At 61.2% G+C, this 2,348-nt stretch carries 3 protein-coding genes and 1 pseudogene; 3 read left to right on the forward strand and 1 reads right to left on the reverse strand.

Annotation, left to right across the window (positions count from 1 at the left end):
• Positions 1–67 precede the first annotated feature (67 nt).
• From PY650_RS36265 to PY650_RS36275, 3 genes are read left to right on the forward strand one after another with little or no spacing between them, the layout of a single operon-like run.
• Positions 68–1,018: a Mu transposase domain-containing protein gene (locus PY650_RS36265; protein WP_285884907.1), complete on the forward strand. Its 951-nt coding sequence runs from the start codon at positions 68–70 to the stop codon at positions 1,016–1,018.
• Positions 1,005–1,763: an IS21-like element helper ATPase IstB gene (gene istB, locus PY650_RS36270; RefSeq protein ID WP_285884909.1), complete on the forward strand. Its 759-nt coding sequence runs from the start codon at positions 1,005–1,007 to the stop codon at positions 1,761–1,763. The genes PY650_RS36265 and istB overlap by 14 nt, the downstream gene beginning before the upstream one ends.
• On the forward strand, positions 1,760–1,945 hold the full coding sequence (locus PY650_RS36275; RefSeq protein ID WP_285884910.1) for a hypothetical protein: 186 nt from the start codon (positions 1,760–1,762) through the stop codon (positions 1,943–1,945). Before istB ends, PY650_RS36275 begins: the two co-directional genes overlap by 4 nt.
• Positions 1,946–2,028: 83 nt before the next feature.
• Here the strand turns inward: PY650_RS36275 and PY650_RS36280 are convergent.
• Positions 2,029–2,181 (reverse strand): annotated as a pseudogene (locus PY650_RS36280) (IS256 family transposase); the annotation flags it as partial.
• Positions 2,182–2,348 lie beyond the last annotated feature (167 nt).

Below are 2,348 nucleotides of genomic sequence, written 5' to 3' on the forward strand. Positions count from 1 at the left end.
CCGGCAAGAAGCTGGTCCAAAAGTTCCTTTTCGATAGCCATGTGATGATTCGCTCCTTTTCATCATCATGGCCCACCGCACAGAATTCCTGACACTCCCCGAGCGTCATGGCGATGCCATCCGCTTCAACCCCACTCTGCTCGCCTTTGCCGCCCATTATCGATACGATCCCCGTCCGGTCGCTGTCGCGCGGGGGAATGAGAAGGGCCGCGTCGAGCGCGCTATTCGCTATATCCGCGACAACTTCTTTGCCGCCCGCAGCTTCAAGGATCTCGACGATCTCAACGCCCAGGCCGACGCCTGGTGCGAGGGCGTTGCCGCCGACAGACTGTGCCCCGGTCTCGATATGACCGTCAGGCAGGCCTTCGCCCTCGAACAGCCCTACCTTTTGCCATTGCCAGACACCTCCTTTGAATGGCCGGCCCAGATCGCTGTTTCCATCGGCAAGACACCTTACGCCCGCTTCGATCTAAACGATTATTCCGTCCCGGACGCCTACGTCCGGTGCAGCTTGAGCATCGTGGCCACGCAGAAGGAAGTCCGCGTCCTCGATGGCGCGAAGGTCGTTACCTGTCACCTTCGCAGCTACGACAAGTGTGCTCAGGTGGAGGATGCCGCCCACATCAAGGCTTTGGTTGACGAGAAGCGTGCCGCCCGACGACACAGCGCCACCGATCGGCTGGCTGCCGCCGTTCCCGCCAGCACCGCGCTTCTTGAGCGCGCGGCACAGAACGGACATTCCCTGCATTCCGCCGTCATCGGCCTGAACCGGCTGCTTCAGCACTACGGAGCCAGCGAACTGCAAGCGGGAATCCTGGAGGTCCTGGCGCTCGAAGGGCCATCGCCCCATCCCAATGCCGTCCAGCTGATCCTGGAGCGCCGACGGGAACGGCGGCGCCAACCGCCGTTGCTGCACGTCGCGCTGCCCCGGCATGTCCAGGACAAGGACAGTCCTGTCCGGCCCGCTCGTCTCGACCTCTACGACCAGCTCAAGGAAACCTCAGATGACAAGTCATGATCAAAGCGATGCCCTCAATCGCGCCGCCCGGTTGCACCTGCACGGTCTTGTCGCTCACTGGCAGGACGCGCTTGAAGGCGGGTGGGCGCTGACACTTCTCGACTGGGAGGAGAACGAACGCGCCAGGCGTAGTCTGGAACGACGGCTGAAGGATGCCAGGATCGGACGCTTCAAGCCGCTCTGCGACTTCGATTGGTCCTTTCCGACACGATGCGACCGGCAGTCCATCGAAGCGCTCATGCGTCTCGACTTCATCCGTGACGCCGCCAATGCCGTCTTCATCGGCCCCAATGGGGTCGGCAAGTCAACACTTGCCCGCAACATCGCCCATCATGCCGTCCTCAACGGCCACACCGCCCTGTTTACCAGCGCCGGCCAACTGCTGGGCGAACTGGCTGCCATCGACAGCGCTTCCGCGCTCCGCCGGCGCCTGGCCCATTACACCGCTCCAGCCCTCCTCGTCATCGATGAGGTCGGATATCTCTCCTACACCAACCGTCATGCCGATCTGCTCTTCGAGCTGATCAGCCGACGCTACGAGGCAAAGAGCACCATCGTCACCACCAATCGCAATTTTGCCGACTGGCACGAGGTCTTTCCCAACGCCGCCTGCGTCGTGTCGATGGTCGATCGTCTCGTCCACAATGCCGAAGTCATTGCCATCGAGGGCCAATCCTACCGGCTCAAAGAGGCCACCGAACGATCGGAACTGCGCACCGAGCAGAGAAGGGTGCAAAGGCCATGACGAAAGCCCCCGCGAAACCTGGGTTGCCGCTCTTCTTGTCCGTCGAGATCCCGACAACCTGGACACCGGAACAGGCCCTGGCCGTCTTCGAACTGCTGACCGAAATCCGCGACAGGGTCTGGCACCAATACAACGTCCAGATCCAGACCGAGCTCCAAAACCAGCGCCTGCCAAACAAATGAAGCTGGAGGCGACCTTTCGGTCGCCTCCAGCTAGTCCAAACACTCGGCAGCGAATAACCGCAGTTTTAGGCGACCGCTAACAGCACTTTCGGCCTGATCTGATCGGCGACGTTGCGCCACTGTTGGCTGGCGGCTTCCGGGGTGTCTTGGGCAAAGGCTGTCGCAATGAAGGCCGAGACAACGCGTCGGCCGCTCTTGCCGGCATGCGCCAGGGCATTGCGCATGAAGTGAACGCGGGGGCTGTTGAAAAATCGGTTGTCGGCCGTTGCTATGCGGAAGCCACCAACAGACAAAATGCAAAGGCTTTTCCTTCTCCGGGGCGATATCGGGCCGGATTCGCAGCTTTTCGGCAGTTCAGGAGCAGCAAAATGGCCAAAGAATGCGCCAGGCGTTTCAGGTTGAC

Origin of the sequence: Martinezella calliandrae, assembly GCF_030272695.1 — a bacterium.
GTDB lineage: Bacteria > Pseudomonadota > Alphaproteobacteria > Rhizobiales > Rhizobiaceae > Rhizobium > Rhizobium calliandrae.

What these genes read in the sequence shown, in the direction of transcription:
- PY650_RS36275 (WP_285884910.1), top strand. Translation starts at nt 1,760, where the DNA reads ATGACGAAAGCCCCCGCGAAACCTGGGTTGCCGCTCTTCTTGTCCGTC.
- PY650_RS36265 (WP_285884907.1), top strand. Translation starts at nt 68, where the DNA reads ATGGCCCACCGCACAGAATTCCTGACACTCCCCGAGCGTCATGGCGAT.
- istB (WP_285884909.1), top strand. Translation starts at nt 1,005, where the DNA reads ATGACAAGTCATGATCAAAGCGATGCCCTCAATCGCGCCGCCCGGTTG.